Origin of the sequence: Anthropogastromicrobium sp. (genome assembly GCF_037349415.1) — a bacterium.
In the GTDB taxonomy this organism is placed as follows: domain Bacteria; phylum Bacillota; class Clostridia; order Lachnospirales; family Lachnospiraceae; genus Anthropogastromicrobium; species Anthropogastromicrobium aceti.
In genome coordinates, this window is the sequence record NZ_JAXWCK010000039.1 from 1 (window position 1) to 21,124 (window position 21,124).

Annotated in this window: 10 protein-coding genes and 1 pseudogene; 1 reads left to right on the plus strand and 10 read right to left on the minus strand. The window is 41.2% G+C overall.

Going from position 1 to position 21,124, the window contains the following annotated elements:
- Nucleotides 1-283: 283 nt before the first annotated feature.
- The 6 genes and pseudogenes from WJP93_RS09450 to WJP93_RS09475 all read right to left on the minus strand — a co-directional run bounded on the left by WJP93_RS09450 (nucleotide 284) and on the right by WJP93_RS09475 (nucleotide 13,839).
- A complete protein-coding gene (locus tag WJP93_RS09450; protein WP_066561930.1) occupies nucleotides 284-1,177 on the minus strand; it encodes a class B sortase in 894 nt (297 codons plus the stop codon).
- Nucleotides 1,178-1,266: 89 nt separating this feature from the next.
- Nucleotides 1,267-10,266 carry a VaFE repeat-containing surface-anchored protein gene (locus WJP93_RS09455; RefSeq protein WP_337547938.1) on the minus strand — a complete coding sequence of 3,000 codons (9,000 nt, stop codon included), beginning with the start codon at nucleotides 10,264-10,266 and terminating at the stop codon, nucleotides 1,267-1,269.
- A 263-nt stretch (nucleotides 10,267-10,529) separates the two neighbouring features.
- The gene (locus tag WJP93_RS09460; RefSeq protein WP_337547939.1) at nucleotides 10,530-11,954 is read right to left on the minus strand and encodes a hypothetical protein; all 1,425 of its coding nucleotides are present in this window, start codon (nucleotides 11,952-11,954) and stop codon (nucleotides 10,530-10,532) included.
- Complete coding sequence (locus WJP93_RS09465; RefSeq protein ID WP_337547977.1) at nucleotides 11,935-12,615, minus strand: Fic family protein; 681 nt, start codon at nucleotides 12,613-12,615, stop codon at nucleotides 11,935-11,937. Before WJP93_RS09465 ends, WJP93_RS09460 begins: the two co-directional genes overlap by 20 nt.
- A gap of 60 nt (nucleotides 12,616-12,675) precedes the next feature.
- Nucleotides 12,676-12,903: pseudogene (locus tag WJP93_RS09470) on the minus strand (helix-turn-helix transcriptional regulator); the annotation flags it as partial.
- A 57-nt stretch (nucleotides 12,904-12,960) separates the two neighbouring features.
- On the minus strand, nucleotides 12,961-13,839 hold the full coding sequence (locus WJP93_RS09475; RefSeq protein WP_066561937.1) for an AraC family transcriptional regulator: 879 nt from the start codon (nucleotides 13,837-13,839) through the stop codon (nucleotides 12,961-12,963).
- 212 nt (nucleotides 13,840-14,051) lie between these two features.
- Between WJP93_RS09475 and WJP93_RS09480 the strand changes: the two genes are divergently transcribed.
- Nucleotides 14,052-15,953: a beta-L-arabinofuranosidase domain-containing protein gene (locus tag WJP93_RS09480; RefSeq protein WP_066561939.1), complete on the plus strand. Its 1,902-nt coding sequence runs from the start codon at nucleotides 14,052-14,054 to the stop codon at nucleotides 15,951-15,953.
- Between the two features lie 46 nt (nucleotides 15,954-15,999).
- Here the strand turns inward: WJP93_RS09480 and WJP93_RS09485 are convergent, their stop codons facing one another.
- The 4 genes from WJP93_RS09485 to WJP93_RS09500 form a co-directional block, all read right to left on the minus strand.
- The gene (locus WJP93_RS09485) at nucleotides 16,000-16,587 is read right to left on the minus strand and encodes a YdcF family protein (RefSeq protein ID WP_066561940.1); all 588 of its coding nucleotides are present in this window, start codon (nucleotides 16,585-16,587) and stop codon (nucleotides 16,000-16,002) included.
- A gap of 19 nt (nucleotides 16,588-16,606) precedes the next feature.
- A complete protein-coding gene (locus WJP93_RS09490; RefSeq protein ID WP_066561941.1) occupies nucleotides 16,607-17,935 on the minus strand; it encodes a Na+/H+ antiporter NhaC family protein in 1,329 nt (442 codons plus the stop codon).
- Between the two features lie 53 nt (nucleotides 17,936-17,988).
- Nucleotides 17,989-19,338: an MATE family efflux transporter gene (locus tag WJP93_RS09495; protein ID WP_337547941.1), complete on the minus strand. Its 1,350-nt coding sequence runs from the start codon at nucleotides 19,336-19,338 to the stop codon at nucleotides 17,989-17,991.
- 72 nt (nucleotides 19,339-19,410) lie between these two features.
- Nucleotides 19,411-21,108 (minus strand): DUF4091 domain-containing protein, encoded by a 1,698-nt coding sequence (locus WJP93_RS09500; RefSeq protein ID WP_337547942.1) that lies wholly within the window; start codon nucleotides 21,106-21,108, stop codon nucleotides 19,411-19,413.
- Nucleotides 21,109-21,124: the final 16 nt, after the last annotated feature.

Sequence of the window (21,124 nt, forward strand, 5' to 3'; positions counted from 1 at the left end):
AGCGACACGAGGATTTTCAGTCCTCTGCTCTACCAACTGAGCTATCTGGGCATTTCATAAGCATCAAGTTTTCTTTCTAAATGCCAACAAAGAGTATTTTACAATATAATCAAGAAAATGTCAAGTATATTTTTTCTTTTTTTTACTTAAGTTGTCAATATATGGTTGCAGTTCAAATTCAGCACTCTTGAAATTATCATCATGTAATATGTTTTTTATACCTTCCAAAGGAAGCCTCGCCCCTTTAGTGGCGATTTTGCAATGTGGCTTGAGATTATTTTAATTATTCAGCCACTTCATCCAGATGTGGATCTGGGATGTCATCACCGCCAACATAAGTTCCACACACTATTGTACGATCAAAACTGTTTGGAACACAGGTAGAAAACGCAATCACGTGTCCATCCTCACTCAGCTTTACATCTCCCTGCATACTGTTTCGCAACTTTAATTCACTTTGCCATTTAAAAAAATCCTCTCCCCATCCGTCAAAAGATCTCTGAAAAACATCTGCTGCGCGATGGCACTGGAAAATGGAGAAAATCTGATAACGGTAGTTACCTTCCGGAGTCAGAATCCAGAAATATGGTTCTTCATCGTATAAGGTTTGATCTTTAAGCCTGGCCAGATCTGACAACATCGAACCATCACGAACATTATGACCATAGATAATAGAGTATGGTGATGAAAAATCATCTGCCATACGGTAGTCCATAAAAATGCAGCCTGCTTTCGAGATATCACTTGACAGGTCGTAAGTTCGATGCACATAATATTCATTGTCATCAGCCTGCAAAACAGGATAAGATATCTGCGGCAGTCCTGTAAAATATACCCAGCCAATAATATCCTCATTGATTTCCTTTAACTCATCCCAGTCAACAGAAATAGGAGCACTTTTTGAAATGCGCTTTCTTTTTTTTCGATACTTTTTTCCCCCATTCTCCAAATATTCCTCAGTTGTTTTCAAATAATCTTTTGTTGTTTCTTCTGCTTCGTTTTCTTTTTCTTCCGATTTTATAACCTCATCGCGAAGATCAGAATATAAGTCACGATCTTTTGAGTAAGCTGCATAGTAGCAATAAAGCTTCCATCCAGCACACGCTACCACACAAAGTAAAACAAACAAAAGCACAAGAAGCAACACGGTGCTGATTCTGATTTTCTTCTTTTTCATAAATGTATCCAAAGCTCCTTTCTAGCAGATTCAACTTGTCTCATGGATTATTTTTTTCAGGATTCCCCGAAGGGAATCCCTTCAGGCTTTTATGCCTGTTTTCTCTTTCTTCTCACCAGTGTCGTTGCTACTGCTACTGCGGCTGCGAGTGCTGCCAGCAGGCCCAGTACATACAGCATCGGGCTTGAATCATCTCCTGTTACTACTGGCGGAATCGCAGGCTGTACAGGTACGCTTACCGTCTGATCCTCATCTGTAAGATCACTGTGATCAACGATTTGGTTACTCTGTGTGTCATACAGTGTCTCAAAGACTACCAGTGTCTTTCCCTGCAGCTTTGTGGTATCAAATGTGAAAGTTACTTCTACACTTCCATCTGATGCCTCAGCTGTAAAGGTAGTTTCTGCGGTTACACCAATCGGCTCTCCGCTTGCCTTATCCATAATGGTTCCCTTTACCACATAGGTCTTTCCCGCCGTCAGACCCTTGTATGTTACGGTATCCACTAAAGTTACATTTGTTCCCAGTACCATGGTCTTTGAACCGTCAGTACCATTTACTGCTGTTGTGTGAATCTCCGGATAAGAGATTGTCTGGTCCTCATCTGTCAGATCTTCATGGGTTCCAATGGAGATTCCCTCATAAATGACATTCTCGAAAGCAACGATCTTCTTTCCTGCCAGTGCAGAAGAATCAAATGTGAACTCAAGAATGATGCTTCCGTCTACTTCTTCGGCAACGAAGGTCTTTTCTGCCGTTACTTCCTTTCCGTCAACTGTTAACGGCTCGCCTGTTTCCTTAACCATAAGTTTGCCGCTTACGGTATACTCCTTGCCAGGAATCAGGTTCGTGTAGAATACTTCATCCAGAACGGTAGTTTCATTTGCAACAACACCGTCATGATCGCCGGTTACCTTATCGGTTGCTGTTGTATGAATCTCCGGGATATGGACGGTCTGGCCCTCATCGGTGATGTCGGCATGTACCGCTACTTCCTTTTCCTCTGTATACAGAGTCTCGAAAGCAACCAGTGACTTTCCTGCTAATGCGGAAGAATTAAAGGTAAAGGTAATGTCGATGCTTCCCTCTTCGGTTTCTGCGATAAAGGTTTCACATGCGATAATATCATTGCCCTCGGCATCTGTGATTACTTCTCCGTTAACCTTATCAACAAGCTTTCCGGTCATTACATACTCGCGGCCAACCTCTAAGCCCTTGTATTCTACTGTATCAACGATAACAGCATCTTCCTTCGCCTTTTCGATGTGGTCCTCAGTATCCTCTCCGATTGCCGTTGTCTTGATTTTTGGAACATAAACTGTCTGATCCTTGTCCTCAATGTCAGCATGAACTGCGATCTCGATACCCTTATACTCTAAGGTTTCGAATGCTACTACAGTCTTTGGAGCAACAAGTGAAGAATCGAATGTAAAGATAACATCAACGCTTCCCTCGGACTTCTCAGGTGTAAATGTAGTCTCGGCAGTGATCGGCTTATCGTCGATAAGTACCTCTTCACCTGTCTCCTTGTTCATAAACACTCCCTTAACGGTGTACTCCTTGCCGGGTAACAGATGACTGTAATGTACGGTATCAATGATGGTTGCAGTCTCTTCGGACTTCGTATGGTTAATCTCAGTCTTCTGATCGGCTGCCGTGGTGTGGATCTCTGGAATATAAACCGTCTGGCCCTCATCGGTAAGATCGTGATGTCTTCCGACCTCTTTGCCTTCCGTGTAAAGAGTTTCGAATACAACGGTTGTTGTACCTGCAAGCTTAGAAGCATCCAGTGTGTAGGTTAATGTGATTGTCATGTCTGCCTTATCAGCAACAAAGGTTTCCTCGGATACGATCTGCTTTTCATCAACAAGAAGCCCCTTTCCAGTCGTCTTGTCCATCAGAACACCCTTAACAGTATACTCGTTACCAACCTTCAATCCTGTCAGTGCAACTTCATCAGTAATTGTTACCTCTTTGTTTGCACCAGTTACATGATCCTCAGTGTCAGTTGCGGTTGCTGTGGTATGGACATCCGGGATATAAACGGTCTGGTTCTCATCCTCAATGTTCGCATGAACAGCGACTTCGATTCCCTTGTACTCCATAGACTCAAATGCGACTACGGTAGTTTCTGCGATTGCACTTGCATCAAACTCAAATACAATGTCAACGTTTCCTTCTGCCTTTTCAGCAGTGAAAACGGTGCTTGCAGTTACTTTCTTTCCATCAATCCGAACAGCTTCGCCGGTTGCCTTGTTCATCAATGTTCCAGTGACAGTATATTCCTTGCCTGGAAGCAATGAAGAATAGATAACTATATCAATAATCGTAGCCTTTGGCAATGCCTCACTGTGATCAATTTTTGTAATGCCATCCTTTGCATTGGTACGAATCTTTGGAAGGTATACCGTCTGTGCCTCATCCCCGATCTCTGCATGGATACCGACTTCCTTACCTTCAGTGTACAGAGTTTCGAATACAACAATCATGGTATCCTCTAATGCTGATCCGTCAAATGTAAATGTTACATCAACGGTTCCGTTCTTTTCTTTTGGAGTAAATGTGGCAGAAGCAGTTACCTTCTCACCATTTACCGTGATGTTTTCTCCTGTTGCCTTATTCATAAGAACACCCTTTACGGTGTACTCTCTGTCAACTTCAAGTCCTTCATAGGAAACAGTATCAACAATGGTTACATCCTTCTTTGCCTCTGTTACATGATCCTTTGTATCATCTGCGATTGCAGTGGTATATACCTTCGGAATGTAAACTGTCTGATCCTTGTCGGTGATATCGGCATGTACGGCAATCTGGATCTTCTTATATGTAAGGGTTTCAAATGCAACAACTGTCTTAGGTGCTACAATACTTGCATCGAAGGTAAAGATTACATCAACACTTCCCTCGGACTTTTCAGGAGTGAATGTGGTGCTTGCCGTAATCTCTTTGCCGTCAGCCAGAACAGCCTTTCCTGTTTCCTTATCCATCAGTGTTCCGCTTACAGTATACTCTCTGCCCGGAAGCAGATTTGTATATGAAACTGTATCAATGATGGTGGCTGTCTTATTTGCCTCGGTATGGTTGATCTTTGTTGTCTGATCCTTTGCAGTTGTATGAATCTCTGGGATATATACTGTCTGCTCTGCATCCTCAAGGTCAGCATGTGCTGCCAGAAGTGCTCCGTCAGAATAAAGGGTTTCAAATACAACTGTTGTAGTTCCTGCAAGCTCTGATGCATTCAGGGTGTAGGTTAACGGTATTGTCATTTCACGTGCATCGGCTGTGAAAGTTCTTCTTGCGGTAATTGTATTTCCATTTACCATGATTGGCTTTCCTGTCTTTGCATTCATTAAAGTTCCGCTTAAAGTATACTCTGTGCCAAGCTTCAATGCCTTAAGTGCTACCTGATCGGTGATTGTAACCTTCTCGTTAGCACCGACAACATGATCTTTTGTGTCGTTGGATGTTGCTGTTGTATGTACTAATGGGAAGTACTCGGTTTGTCCTTCATCTCTGAGAGCAGCATGGACTGCCACCTTCTTTCCCTCAGAATACATATCCTCGAAAGCAACCGTTGTCTTTCCTGCAAGACATACGCCTGAGAACTTAAATGTCACGTCAATTGTTCCGTTTGTCTTTTCAGCGACAAATTCATTTGATGCAGTAATCTTATTTCCTGCATCATCAAGAAGTGCATTGCCGGTTTCATTATCAACAAGGGTACCGACTACTGTGTATCTGCGTCCGATTTCAACGCCATTGTAACGCACGGTATCGATCAGAGTGATATCTTCGTCTGCCGCGCTGTTATGGCTTCCATTTTCAGAATCAAAGATGGTTGTTCTGAGCTTTGGAACATATATGGTCTGGTCAGTATCGGAAATATCTGTATGAGAAGCAACGGTATTGCCGTCTAATTCAAGGTATTCATAGACTACTAACTTTCGGCCACCAATTTCTGAAGCATCAAAATTGAAAGCAACATCTACTGTTCCGTCAGGTGTGGTCGAAACAAACTCAGTACTTGCAGTAATGGTCTTTCCGTTAACCATCATGGCATTTCCTGCGGATGTCATTAAGACACCCTTCATTACATATGTTTTTCCAGGAAGCAGATGTGTATAGGTTACAGTATCCACAACAGTTGCGTTACTGTCTGCCAGTACCTGGTTTAATCCGGTATTTGCATCCAGAGCCTTGGTGTGGATCTTTGGAATGTAAACAGTCTGGCCCTTGTCATTGATATCTGCATGAACGGCATATTTTTTACCGTCATGATCAATCTGCTCAAAAGCAACGAATGTCTTTCCTGCTAAGGAAACACCTGCAAATGTAAAGGTGATGTCAATGTTTCCATCAGTAGACAGTGCCGTAAACTCCTTTGATGCGGTAATTGCATTGCCGTCATCATCAAGAGCAGCCTCACCTGTCTCTGCATCCATCAGTGTTCCAGTAACTGTGTAGGTATCTCCTTTTTTAAGACCTGTATAAGCTACCGTATCCACGATTGTGATGGAATCTGTTGCATTGGATACATGATCCTCGGTTACATTATCGCGTGCCGTTGTCTGAATACCAGGGAATGTAACGGTCTGGTTTTCATCGTCCTTATCCTTATGTTCTGCACAAAACTCTCCATTTACGGAAAGCTCCTGAAATGCAACTACTGACTTTCCAACAAGCGCAGATGCATCGAATGTAAAGGTAACATCCTGAATGCCATCCTTTTCTGACGGAGTAAAGTCAACAGTTTCTGTCATCAACTCGGTGAGTGCATCACCTTCCTTAACATAAAGGGTCCCAGTTAAGGTATAAGTCTTATCTGTATCAAGATTCTTATAGGCAACATGATCGGTTAAGGTAATGGAGGATATAGGTTCTGTGAAATGTTCTCCATTTACATCAACCAGTGTTGTTTTAATTCCCATCGGAACGTTGTTGACTGTTCCAAGATCAAGAACCTTTCCGTCAGTGTCGATTGTGAAGGTGCTGGTATACATCTTCATGCTTCTGGTTGCTTCGGTCTTTAACTCGGTGATGGTATAAGTGCCATATACAAATGCTCCATAAGAATCATTTGCAGCTGTCATGGTTCCTTCGCTGCCCATGCCAAACCAAAGTCCTGCATCCTTTGCCAGAGAATCAATTACGCTCTGCGGAACAACGTCCTTTTCTCCATACTTTGAAAGAACATCATCGTTTGCATTGGTATTTGTGGTCTTTCCAGTTGCGGAAGTGAAGTTTCCATTCGCATCAGTTAAGATGTAATGTGTTTCGCCTGTTGTATTATTTGTAATCCTGAACGGGATATAAGCAAGTGCTTCATCCGTGTCAGAATTTTTCTTTACGAATGACAGATCTCCACGTACAACGCGATCCATAAAGGTGACTGCATTTGTATCAGACTCATACTGAATAAATGCTTCTCCCTGATATTCAACTACATCGAAGTAATGGATCTGATCTGTTGTCATTGTGTAGTAATTGTTTGCCGCCTTTTCGCGTACTGCATAGTGACCGATAGGAAACTGCATATTTACATCAATGTTTCCTTCCGCATCAGAAGTCACGGTGGTAATCGTCTGTCCCTTTGTGTAAGTGTCGTTTCCGATGATAACAGATTCATCCAGACAGTAAATCTCAAAAGAGATTCCCTCAAAGCTAGTTCCGCCCATGGCTGCCTTCTTGTTTAACTCGAAGTCATGCTTTTCCATCTTAGGTGAACCGTTGATCTGACGCTCTGCGTATGTTAAGGTTACGGCAGTCTCATCATCCAGAGACGTTGAAAGAGCATTGCCGCTCTTTAAATATACTGCCGAGTTCTCGTCAACCAGCTGGAATAAATATACGTTATTAGTCCCAGAAATCGTTGCACCAGTTTTTGCACTGCTTACAACAGCTCCATCTTTTGTAAAGCCTGCCGGTGCTTTTGTTTCTTCAACAGTGATGGTTCCAAGTGGAATAACGTAAGTTCCAGTATGGTTTTTTCCAAAAACTGCACCTGCACTATTACTATTTGGAACAATACACTCGTCTCTTAAGGAAGCATAATAGCTTCCATCTGAATGTTTTTTTGTCTGAATTACCCATACAGTTGACTTTACATCTGGATCTGCTTTAATTTCTGCTACACTAGTATACTGTTTAGGATAATAAGTAATGGTGTATTCAGCGCCAGACAAGTCAACTGTAGTCGTTCCATCGCTATTGATTTTATTTATCTGAATGCCTAACGGATCGTTTAATGGAACATCTGTTGTCTCACACATGACAGGAGCATCAGCTGTTGTTCCTGCCGTTACATTCACCGTGTAAACAGTACCGTTTGTCTGATAGCCTGATCCCGGAGCTGCATCTGCTTCTCTTATATAATAAGTGCCCTCTGGCAGCTCATATGGCTGGCTGTATCCATTGGCATCAAGAGTAAGAACAACAAGGTTGTTAACACAAGCTTCATCTGTAAAGATTCCATAACGAATACCTTCAAACTTATAGCAGCTGTTTTTATCTGTCATCTCAGGATTTGCAGATGACTTATGAATCTTTAAATATCCGTTCTTTGGTGCTGACGGATATACGATACTAATTGTTGCAAATGCACACTGATAGTTCTGAGGATGCACAACACCTCCAACCTGCAACATTGATGTTACGACCTTAAAGGTTGCATACATGTTGCCGTCTCCGCCATCATGCACATCAGTACACTGGAGTGCCACATTTGGATGATAATGTCCAAATCCTTCATCTATTGCATAATCCTTTTGGGTACGTCCTGTAAAAGTACTAATCGCATCTACGATATCCTGTGGTGTGCTTGCTGATTCATTACCCCATGCGTGCATACAGGAAAGAAGGACATTAGTTCCCTCCAGATTTAAAACCTTTCCATCGGTACCGCTTACCGCACCAAGTCCGTCAGTTCTGTAGCCAAAGATTTTGTTTCCACCAAGGTTAACGGAACTGCCATTATATGATGCTCTTTTACTGATATTTGCCGCAGTCATCTGCACCATATAGCCGGGATCTTCCGAATTTGTGTTCAGCTTGGTCTTAAACCATGAGCTGATCTGCGGTTCCACACCCTTTCCGTTATATAAACAGAAGGACTGGGCATCATGTGTAGGAACTTCAGTTGCACCAATATGCATACCTCCCCGACCATCATATGCAGTTGTAACACCTGTAATAGTCAGTGCAGTATTTGCGTAAATAAACTTATCTCCTACCGCAAGATTTTTCGGTACACTTCCCTGATCAAGCTTTAAATAAGCACCATTATACATCTCTGCTGCAAGATTGATATTCTCATTACCTGACGCTGATCCGATCAGTTTTGCAGTAGTTACTTCAGCTGCCATTGAATACTTTGATGTTACATTGTAACCAATCAAAACATCCAGACTTGCTACCGCATTTGCATCACCAACAACAAACTGCAGGACCTTTCCTTCATTCATGCTTCCCACACTGTCCGGAAGGCCTGCTCCGCGGTTGGTTGATGCAGATACAAGATAGTTGTCAACAGAATCTTCGTAATCGTCATTAAAGACTCTTACTGTTGCAATTCCTGCCAAAAGATTTAATTTTGCCGGAAGGAATCTTTCAGTCATATCAGGATAAACTACGTCTGCTGCAATGGTAATCTCACCATCTGGTGTAAATCCGTAAAGAACCTGAATACGAAGTCCGAAGGAAATGCCATAAAGCGTTCCCATATCGGATACATACTGCTCCGTGAAGCAATATTGGTAACGGCTGCTCGGAATACGGTATACACCATTTCCAAGATATTCAATATCAGTAAATGCCTGTGCCTCAACGCCACCATTATAGAAGCTTGTTGCTGGCTGATAGTCAGCAGACTCAACACCATTTAATGTCGGAACAGTGGAAACAACGTAGTAGTTTCCATCAGATCCATGATAAACAGGAACGTTTTCCTTAAACATCTCCGGGTTTAAGCTCAGGATGTAATAATTTGAGTACCAGTCTACATTAGAATCAAGCAGACCGTCAATGGTAGTCACACCTGCCTGAACCTTTGACGGATCAACATAGGTGTTATAGAACTGCATTGTCTGTTCTGTACGCTGTAAAGACACACCTGTTAGGCTTTCTGCAAACGCGTCATAGCTTTCATAATCCCATGTACGATCTGCGGTAAACTCTTCCTCGTCAATTACATCCACAAAATCTTTTTCATCCATCTCTGCCATCATTTCCCTGATGGAAAGATATCTTCTGTACTGCTCAAATGTCATGGACTCCGTAAATTCAGCCAGCTCTTCCTCGGACAGCTTGTGGATATACTTTGCAACATCCAAATCACTAGCTGCATCATAGTCAAATCCGAAGCTTTCTAAAAGCTGATCCTCTTGTGCGCCATATTGTGCCATCCATACAAGCTGATAGTCATACTCTCCAAGACTGCTGATGAATTCATAGAATGCATCACTCTCATCTCCACCAATTGCTTCGATGTAAGAAATGATATCTTCCCTTGTTGCGACAGACAGGTCGATTGTCGGTTCTTCGCTTGAAGCCTCTTCAACCATCTCTGTTTTAGTTACTTCTTCTGTTTCATTTTCAAATTCAGCTGTTGTTTCGTTTTCCTGTGTTTCATCCGGTCCACGTGTTTCATTTGCAGATGTTTCTTTTGCACCCTCTCCAGAGGTCTGGACTTCTTCTGTACAAACTTCTTCTGTCGTTTCAGGCACCGGCTGCATTTCTGATGCTGACGTCTGTGCTTCACTAGCTGCCATCTCTGATGCGGTCTGTTCCTGCATCTTGCTTACTGCCGTCTCTGATACGGTCTGCACCTGTGTCTCTGCAGTTGTTTCCTCAAGCGTGCTTTCGACTGCCACGGACGATGTCTCAAGCTCTGATGCCATGGTGTTTACTGGTGTCAGCGTTGTCGATACGCTCATAAGTACTGCCATCAGTGTAGAAGTCAATCTCTTTCCTTTTTTATTTTTTAAATTCATCGTCATGCCTTTCTTATGGGAAATCCCGTCAGAAAATCTGACAGAATCTGTTTGTTGCTTATTGCCTGCCTTTAAAACAGGCGGTCCTCTTAGACGATCCATAACTGTTTTCCTTTCTGTTTCTTCCACGAAAAAAGGTCATGGCATCTCTGCCACAACCTTTACACAGTATTCTGTGTTTTCTCGCATGTCCAAACTGAACACAATGTAAAAAGAGCATGAAAAAAGCACCAACAATAAATCCTGTTATTTTCAGAAGTTATGCAGATGCTTTTTCTTATGTATTGTTACTTATTTATTAATATCAAAAATCCTCTTGCATCGGATTTCTTACTTTTTGACTCTGGTATCTTGATATATTACTGTCATTTTGCTGCGCCGCAGCTAGAGCAGGTATAACCAGTAATTACTGTCTCATCCCATGCTGCCTGATCCACCGCCTGTTCGTTGTGACCTGTTGCATCATGATGGACGATTGTTGTCTCTGCCTCGTGATGAACTGTTTGATATGTTGCATCATGATGAACTGTCTGGTAAACAGCATCATGGTGCGTTGTTCCAACCTGCATCCATTCATCATGCCAGCTTGACCAACAGCCAGCACCCATATGAACATCAATATCTTCATTTGGATCTAAAAACTTATGACCACACTCATTGCAAATTCCAACCCATGCATAAACCGGTTCATCATACGCATCTGAAATCATCACATTTTCATCATACGCATCCTGAACCAGTACCTGCTCATCCCATGCCGCTTTTGTGATCACTGTCTCGTCCCATGCTGCAAAGTCCTGCACCCACACAGTCTTATACGTTGCATCATGATGGACAACAGATGTCACTGGAACCCATGCATGTGTATGTGCTGTTGTCTGCGGCTGTGTTTCAGGTACTTTGGTTGGCGCTGTCGTACTCGGGCTTGTCGTTGGTGTGCTTGTTGTCGGAGCAACCGTACTCGGTGTCGCTGGCTTAGTATCTGGTACTTTGGTACTTTCTGTTTCCTTTGTTGTCTGCTGACTTGGCTTTGTTGTCTCTGATTCCGTTTTCGATGCAGAATGTTTCTTTACATCCTCACCCGCAGATGGACTTTCATCTATCTCCAACTCAGTTTTCCCTTCCAATGATTCTGCGTCACTTTCTGTTTCTCTGACTGCATCCTCTGTGTCCGAATCGGACACGGCTTCGTTAATCTGTTTTGCTCCCAGATAAAATACCAACCAGTGATTTGTATCGGACTGGTAACTGACTAACGGCAGACGATTATACTCATCCTCTGTACACATTACATCCAGAGTACTTTCCCGAAGCTGCCCATCCACTGTCTGATACAGTGTAATATCCGCATCCTCTGGAATATGGAGATTAAAGTCATATGGCTCATCAGTTGTCTGCTGATAAGAAGTAATATCATACAAGGCAATGGTATCATAGTTCTGATAGTCCGCTGTTTGTTCCAGAAGCTGGGCAATGATTGGTTCATCCACGCTGATCCCGGTTACACTGTACTCTTCTGAATCCAGTCTATCCTGAAGTGAAAACAGCACAACTTCAGGCTCAGACTCTACTTCAACTGTTTCTTCTGTTGACTGCTCTGATTCTGATGATAATTCCATCTCTTCTGCATCAACGCTTGGCACAGTAAGAGTCTCTAGTTCAACTATAATATATCGATCTATAGCTTCGCTTTTTTCTTCTGCCGTAATCGTCCATGAAGCAGATGCCGTTAGTGATACAGCTAACATTACTAACAACCATTCTGCTTTTTTATTGCTCCATTTCTTCATCCTGTTCCCTCACTTCCTGTATTTTTGTTTTTGCTTTTGTACAGGTTTTAGGGGCAAACTCCTTTGTTTTATAGCTGCTGTAGCCATCATAGCTATAACTTTGGTCAACACCATTCATAAATATTTTTTTGTTATTAATCTTATCTGTCAATGCAGCTTTTAGGAGCATTTTGATTTCCACATCTTTGATCGGACTTACCTTCATCGCTGTCAAATACTCTTCTTTATCAACTAAACTCCAGTCAATAACCTTTCCAAGCTCTTTTTTTAATATTTGATCCAGCCAGATACGAATGCTTCGTCCATTTCCTTTCTGAAAAGGATGTGCAATATTCATCTCCACATATTTTTCTACAATCTCATCAAATGTGGACTGTGGCATCTTCTCGATGCTTTCAAGTGCTGCATCCAAATACATAGCAGGTACAAATCGTAAATTCCCTTTTGCAAAATTCACTGTTCGTGTCTGACCGGCAAACTCATAAATATCACTAAAAAGATGTTTATGAATGATCTGCAGTGCGCCGTAGCTGCCAGGCTCTAGTGTATCCAATAGTTTGTTTTTGAACAGCTCTGCCGCCTTTTTCTTACTGAACCTCTCTTCCTCTTTTGCCAGCTCAGTGAAATACGTGATTTCCAACTCGTTCTGCCGTTCATTTATTTCTTCATTATAATCCCCACTGTCTGATTCATCAAGCGACACAATTCCAAGCTGATATCCAAGTGGTGCCAATAGTTTATTCATGGAGCGAATCGTCGGCATCAATTTTCCATTTTCACAGCGGTTAATTGCGATTCTTGACAATCCAGTAATGCGCTCTAATTCTGATTGAGTCATTTTTTGACTTTTTCTCAAGTAGCTGTAATATGCCAGTAATCGCTTTGCCTGTGCTTCTGACTGCTGCTCTATTCCTGACTGCTGTTCTATTTGAATATTGTTCTCATTCATCGTTAATTCCTCCTAGCTTTATTGTATATTATAATATACATCATGTCAAGGCATTTTTTAAATTCTTACACATTTTTTTCTATAACTCATAGGCGAAAGCTTCATCTGTTTTTTAAAAACATTACTAAAATAAAATACTTCATCGAAGCCTAGTCTTTCGCTAATCTGTGTGATAGTTAAGTCTGTCTGCTGCAGCAGTCTCGCTGCTCGTTCCATGCGCATTTGACAATGATATTTCTGAAGCGTCATTCCTGTTTCTTTCTTAAATACATCATTCAAATGCTTATATGACAATCCCATATATGTCTCAATGTCAACTGAAGAAAATTTCTCTTCACAATGTTTTTGCAGATACGCAATCATCTGATCTGTTCTTTGTCTGCTTAGTGCTACTTTTCTGTCTGATTCACTATCATGGTACAGATTCAATAAAAGGCTGCAAAGCATTGTGTTTTGCAATAGTCTTTCCAGTGGATTTCGCTTTTCAAATAAATCACAAATTTCCTGCATCTGAGCTATATTTGAATAAGATTCCAGTTTCATCTTCTTTGGCAATTGATAAAAAAAGCTATGATTTTCCTTGTTTAAACTGCGGGCATATGTAAAACTTTCAAAAGGATCAAATCTTGTCTGTGCCGTAATTTCCGGAAGATAAAAGTGAAAATAGTACCAGCTTGTCATAGGTGGATTTCTCTTCGTTCCATAATGATGACAACCATGTTTAAGAAATAATAATTCTCCTGGCAAAATACAATATTCCTGATCATCCTCAACAACCTGCACTGATCCACTCACAACGTAAATAAGCACATCAAAATCTAATACACGATTAGGATGCATAAAACCATCTTCACTTTTAAAAAAAGCACATTCCCTAAGCAATGGCATTTCATCTGCTGCCAAAAGCAGCTGTTTTTTTTGTAACTCGCTTTCCATATATTATTCCTTTCATACTATGATGTTTGATACCGGATTGCTACGTGCTTTGCACTCCCGCAATCTTCAAATATATTCGCGAAACACAATTTTATATGCGATTATTTTATAAAAAATACCGAATAAATTTCATTTTATTTATTTCATTTCCGATTATACTATAAGTAAATAAAAACGTAAAGGCATTTGCCAGAAAGGATATTATAATTATAATGAAACAATTATCAGGACTTGATGTCACACTACAGGATCAATTATTACTTAACAAAGAGCAGCAAAATATGGACTATCTGATGGAGCTAGAAAGCGATGCTCTGCTGCAAAATTTTACGCAAGAGGCTGGCCGTTATCAAAATTTTGGAAACAAAAAACTCAAGCATGGCGGCTGGGAAGATCCCTCCTGTCAGCTGCGTGGTCACTTTCTTGGTCACTGGCTGAGCGCGGCTGCCATTCACTATGATGAAACTGGCAATCAGGCTCTGCTTGGCAAAGCAAATGAAATTGTTCATGAGCTTCGTCTTTGTCAGCTTGACAATGGCGGCGAATGGGCTGCTTCTATTCCAGAAAAATATTTTCACTGGATTGCCATCAAAAAGCAGGTTTGGGCCCCTCACTATAACGTACACAAAACCTTTATGGGACTTATTGACATGTATCTATATGCAAAAAATGAGGAAGCCCTCACCATTGCAATTGATTTCTCCAAATGGTTCCTTCGCTACACAGACAATCGTACAAGAGAACAGCTCGATGACATTCTTGATTTTGAAACTGGTGGAATGCTTGAAATATGGGCTCAGCTATATGATATTACAAAAGACAGCATGTATCTAACCTTAATTGAGCGTTATGACCGTCATCGCCTATTTGATCCTCTTTTAGCTGGAGAAGACGTACTAACAAATATGCATGCCAATACAACTATTCCAGAAATCATCGGCTGTGCCGCCGTTTATGAATCAACCAAAATTACACGTTATCGTGATATTGTGCTTGCTTACTGGAAATGTGCTGTTACAGATCGTGGCTATTTCGTTACCGGCGGTCAGACAAATGGTGAAATCTGGACACCAAAACATCGCCAGGCCTCACGCCTTGGAGAACGAAATCAAGAACACTGCAGTGTATACAATATGATTCGTCTTGCAAACATTCTTTTTACCTGGACTGGCGATGTTTCCTATCTGAATTATATTGAAAAAAATCTGTACAATGGCATCCTTGCGCAAGCCTATTGGAAGGAGGATCTTCCAAATGGTCAGATATCTTCTTATCCATCAGAAGGTCTTCTTACATATTTTCTTCCAATGCGCGCTGGATCACGCAAGGGATGGGCTTCCAAAACACAAGACTTCTTCTGCTGTCATGGCTCTGTCGTACAGGCAAATGCTGCCCATAACCAATATCTGTACTATCAGGATGGTGCAAATTTATATGCTGCTCAATATTTCGACTCCACTGCACGCTTTTCAATTGGCAGCACAAATGTTACTTTAATCCAAAAGCAAGATAGCTTAAGCGGAAGCTTCCACATTTCAAGTACAAGCTCTGCTGAACAAGCAATTCATGAAAACACACAGCGTTATCCAATTCAGCCCGACTGTATGGCAATTTGCATGCGCATTGAAATGGATTCCCCTTGCGCTGATTTTTCATTAAAACTTCGCATTCCAGATTGGGCATGTGCACGCACCGATTCCTACGCCGGAAATCCAGCCGTATTTCAGGATGTCTGCTTTGAACTTAACGGCAAACAACTGCCTGTTGATGCAAAAGACGGATTTCTTACCATTCAACGCAACTGGCAAAATGGTGATGAACTTCGCCTTATTCTTCCTCTTTGCATCACTGCAGTCGCTGCAGACGATGATCCAGATCTTGTTGCATTTCGTTTTGGACCAATCGCACTTGCCGGCCTTTGCAGTGAAGAGCGCTCGCTTCACACACACGGTCATGAGCTTCAAACACTTTTGCTTCATGATAATGAACGTGAATGGGGAAACTGGAAGCGCACATTCCGCACACGCTATCAGGAAACAGGTATTCGTTTCATCCCTATCTATGACATTGGATATGAGCCTTATCAAGTCTATTTTCCGGTAATTCGCGATTAATAAAACAAAAAAACCTGCTAGCAAAAAACTAGCAGGCTTTTTTATTTTATACGAGAAGTGAAAACTGATATAAGATTCTGGAAAGTTCTGCGTTTACCGCATCAATTCCATCCTTCGTTGTATACCAGTTTTCTTTTGTAACATTTCCAATCACCGATGGACTGACAAATATTTTCGCTTCTGGAAAAGATTTTTGATAATACATAAGACTTCTTCTTGCATGTACATTACGGCAGCACAAAATAGCCTTTTGTATCACTAGTTTATTTTGATCTGTGACAATTCTTGAGTTTTTAGCATTCTCCCATGTGAAGGTTGCCTGATCCTCTTTTAAAATTGCTGATTCATCCACGCCATTTTGAACAAGAACATCTTTTAAAAATTCCCACTCTGTCTTGTACTCCTTGTTATAGCGATCTGCCCGGTCCAAAACACCTGCAAAGTGTCCGACTAGTGTACTGTATTTTCCGCTTGGCAAAATATATGGTGCATAACCTTGTCTGTATAATGCTGCCGCACGCTCAGCATTTTGCGGATATGCATTTCCTGGAATCAATATTATATCAGCCTTTTGCAGCATATCTTCTGCAAAAATGTATTTTGTAATTTCTTCTCTAAAGGATAAAAAATCCATTATGCTTCCTCTTTCTTAATTACCTTATTTTTCTGTAACAACGTCTGCGTCCCTTTACACCAACAATAGCAATCAGAGAACTGATCAAAAGAAACATTGGATAGTACAGTCTTGGCATAACCTGAAAAGCAGAAATCTGACTGCCTAGCTCATTGACTGCTGAAATAGCAACAAGCATTTGTGCACCATATGGTATTACACCCTGAAAAATGCAGGAAAACGTATCCAAAATGGAAGCTGCCTTTCTTGGTGTAATTCCATATTCAACTGCCATTTCCTTTGCAATTGGATTAGCCATTACAATTGCAACTGTATTATTAGCCGTTGCAATATCCATAGCACCAACTAAAAGTCCCATTCCAAGCTGACCGCCTCTTCTTCCTCTAAATGCCTTTCTAATAATTCCTAAAAGTGCCTCGAATCCGCCATATTCTCTTATCAGCGCACACATTGCCGCCACCAGAATCGCAACCATACATGTTTCAAACATTCCAGAAACACCATTTCCCATACGTATGAGCATTTCCACAGGCTCCACATAGCCGCCAATCAGCATAATCAATGCACCAGATCCAATTCCAATAAGCAAAACTAAAAATACATTAATTCCAACCACACCGCCTATCAATACAAGCACATATGGTATAACCTGAATTAAATTATATGGCTGGCTCACATGTCCCTTGATTGTTGTCTGGAATGACAAGATTAAAATCACAATCAGCGTTGCTGCTGCCGCTGGCATTGCAATTCCAAAATTTTCTCTAAATTTATCCTTCATCTTACATCCCTGACCATTGCACGCAGCAATCGTTGTGTCTGAAATAAAGGACAAATTGTCGCCAAACATGGCTCCTCCCATAACAGATCCAACACAAAACGGCAAATCAAAACCTGATGCCTTAGAGACAGCCGCTGCAATTGGAACAAGAAGCGTAATTGTACCTACTGATGTTCCCATGGCAACTGATACAAAACAAGCTACTACAAATAAAACAGCTACTGAAAAGCGCGCCGGAATCAATGACAGCATACAATAGGCAACACTTTCTGCACTGCTTCTTCCTACAATTCCTACGAAAGATCCTGCTGATAAGAAAATCAAAAGCATCGTAATGATATTCTTATCGCCAACTCCCTGTGCCATTATTTCAAGCTTCTGATCAAAGTGTAGCTTCGGATTTTGCAGACAGGCCGTAAGAATTGCCGCCAAAAATGCTACCACAATTGGTACATTATCAAATCCCATTGGAATTTTCATCACATATTCAAATAAAATTCCTAGTCCAAGATATAAAACCAAAAACACCCCTATAGGGAGCAGCGCAATATAATTTAATTTCTTCATTTTTATTATTCCCCTATTTTTATTCTAAAATCACCAGTTCTTTTGCTGTCATTTTACAGATTTCTCTTAGTGTCGTCACTTTTAGTCAAGCGATGACGCAGTGCCCAGATACAGCTTGGAATCAATACAAGATCTGCACCTGTCCATGCAAGAACCTCTGCATAGAAAATGCCCTCTGCCCCAAGCCATAATGGAAGAAGAAGCACACACCCAGTTCTCATTGCAAACTCTGCTACACCAGACAGCATAGGACTTACTGTATCACCTAATCCCTGCAGAGTAGAACGCAATACATACAAAACATAAAGAATTGGCAGGCATACGCTCATAATAGAAAGATAATGATATGCAATCGCAAGTGTCTGTGAAATTTCTTCTTCTGTACCTGAAATAAACAACGAAAGCAATGGTTTTCCCAAAAGAATCAAAATGGCGCCTAACACTGTCGAGGTAATAAGTGCAATAATTACACCAGCCTTTAAGCCTTCACGAATGCGTTTAGGCTGATTTGCACCAAGATTTTGTCCTGTGTAAGTAACCATGGCAAAACCATATGAGGTGGCCGCTATTTCTAATACTCCATACAGCTTATTCGTTGCCGTAAATCCTGCAATAAAAATAACACCAAACGAATTAATCAAGCGCTGTACAATCATAGATCCAATGGCAATAATAAAATTTTGGAAAGCCATCGGAAGACCAAGAAGCATAAGCTTGCCTGACAATTCAACTTCCAAGCGCAAATCTTTCCTGCGCGGATGTAAGAGCGTAAGCTTTCTTATTGTAAAGAAACAATATACTACTGAAATAAACTGAGCAATAAGTGTCGCTTCGGCTGCACCTGCAATGCCCCATCCAAACACACATACAAAAAGCAAATCTAATACAATATTGCTGGCTGCAGCAATGGCTGTTGCAATAAGAGGTGTCTTACTGTCTCCAATTGCGCGCAGCATAGATGCCAATAAATTATATGCAACAACAATGGGAATACCAGAAAATAAAATACGAAGATATAAAATCGTATCTGGCTTAATATCCTCTGGGGTTTGTAAAATAGCAAGTACTGGACGAACAGCTGCCTGAAATACTATAGTAAGCAAAACTGCAAGCAAGGCTGACAGCACAATACTGTGTCCAACTGCCTGATGAAGCCCATCTTCATCTTTCGCTCCAAACTGCTGTGCCATGCGAATGGAAAATCCCTGTGTCAATCCCTGGATACTGCCAAGGCTCATCCAGCCTAGAGACTCTGCTGCGCCCAGTGCTGCTAATGCTGAAACACCAAGCGTCTGACCTACAATCATCGTATCCACTACTGTATAAAGCTGCTGAAAAACATTGCCAAACATCAAAGGAAGAGAAAACAAAAACAGCAGCTTCATTGGTTTTCCCTTGGTCATATCTGTAGCATTCATTGTTCAAAACCTAAAATATATCATATTCCTTTCTTTTTCATTAAGTATACTCTAAACTTAGTTTTTTTGTCCTTCCTGTATAAAGAGTTCTGCCATACGCTCACGAAGCTGCAAAATATAATCTGCCACGTGAGGATAATGTTCAAAATCAAACGGTTCCTCAGCATTCTCCATGATCAGTGCAACAACACGTTCTCTGCCAACCACCGATTCTAATGTAGTAAGTGCATTTAAATCATCAAGAGCCTCTCGCTGCACCTGTGCACGAATAGATGACATCGGTTTTTCATCTGGACCTGGATAAACCAAAAATGCATCACCCGATGGAAACGCATAACTTGCATGTGTGTTAAAAAATGGATCAATATGAGAAATCGAATACTGCGAATTATAGAAATTAAAGCCCCAGTGTAAAAATCCCTTAATTCCATGAAGATACATCAATACTCCCATAATACGATTTCGCCAGCTTGGCATTGCAAAAAAGCGATTCGGTACTGTAACAGACTGCCCACAGCAATAATACACCCATGGTTGCGTCACCTTATTCTTTAAAAAGACACTTATATTATTGCTTGACACAATCGGATGCTGAACAATTCCTTTTTCATAGAAAGAATACTCGCTAAGTGCATCAACTACCTGCCATCCCTTCAGGCTTTCCTTTACACTCTCTCGTGCCGCCTTATAGCTTTCCAGGCAATCCATTCCTGGTTCATCTGAGATATGGAAAAAAACATGATCTCTATCATATCCAAACTCAATCAATTTACTTTGAAGCTCTGGTAAAAACTGCTTTAAGAAACTCTGATACGATGAATCTAGTGCCGGTGTATGCCATCCGAACTTTTTTACGTTCTTTCCATCTACTGTTACAACAATCTTTGGTGCTGCTTTCGCACCCCACTGTGTAAACAAATGCGGTATTTCAAGATACTTTATTCCATTTCTTAGGCAAAGATCACACCAACGTTTTAATCTTGACCAATCAAACTTGTAAGATCCATATGCATCCTGCACAATATCTATAAGCTGCACTGTTGTACGCTCCCCACCTACTGCAGTATCAAGAGGCGGTGTAAAAATAGGTGTCAGCAGCATATTGATTCCAAGCTCTTTTCCTGCAAGCGCAATCTGTGCTTCCATTATCTCCCAATGCTTTTCTGAAAATACAAGAATATGATAATAATCCGCCAGACAGTCTGCATGAAACCATTCAGTGTGAATAAGTGTCTGTTCTGAAAGCACTTTGTCCAACACATTTAAATTCACTGTCAATATCTGATAAGGTTCTTTTTCATCCTTTCCATATATTAAAATATCAATCTGATATGTACCAGGTACAATTGCAGATGTATCTAAAAAATCAATCCAGAGTGAACGTGTCTGTCCAGGAATCAAACGAACAAAATTTGTTTCGCGCGGACATAAAAGATCAGGAAATAATCCTGGCTGACTCTTTAAATACCACTCGTCCGTCTGCTCATAACATGGAAAAGCGCTAGGCACAAGCTCCACATCGCGCACACGCACAGGTGACGGGCTGCCCTTTATCTCATAAGTAAAGCCTTCTGCAAAACGTTTCCTATCGCCATCGTAATTACTGCTGCTTCCATATACAAGCAAAAATGCTGGAAGCTCTCCTTTAAAAATTGAAATTGTGTACTGATCGTTTTTCTTCGCACAGTCCGTATCTGGAAATATTTTTTCCAAACTGCTTGCCAAATAAAAATATGCTTCTTTATTCCCTGTCATTATCTTCTCCTCCCAA